The organism is Mucilaginibacter sp. dw_454, assembly GCF_018449775.1.
Lineage (GTDB): Bacteria > Bacteroidota > Bacteroidia > Sphingobacteriales > Sphingobacteriaceae > Mucilaginibacter.
In genome coordinates this window covers 1-259 of record NZ_JAAVVB010000017.1, presented here as the reverse complement: position 1 = coordinate 259, position 259 = coordinate 1, and the positions used below count along the sequence as shown (strand labels likewise).

The 259-nt window shown below is 46.3% G+C and carries 1 pseudogene; it reads right to left on the bottom strand.

The window, feature by feature from the left end:
- Positions 1–259, bottom strand: a pseudogene (locus HB679_RS20540) (hypothetical protein); the annotation flags it as partial.

Below are 259 nucleotides of genomic sequence, written 5' to 3'. Positions count from 1 at the left end.
TGGATAAATGCTGGTTACACGGCCGCCTGTTACGCCCCCATTAAAGGTAGGTACGAATTTGATCTTTTTCAGGTATGTGGTAACGGCTACGGTATCTATCAAACCATTGGTCGTAATCTTTGCTATTCTGCTTACCCCGCCATTTTGTTGTGCGTAGCCCGAAAAGTCGCCTACGATATAGTAATATGGGCCTATCGCTGCTACATCATATACATCTGACGTTGCACCATAGCCTGCCAGGAACGAACGATCCCATGAA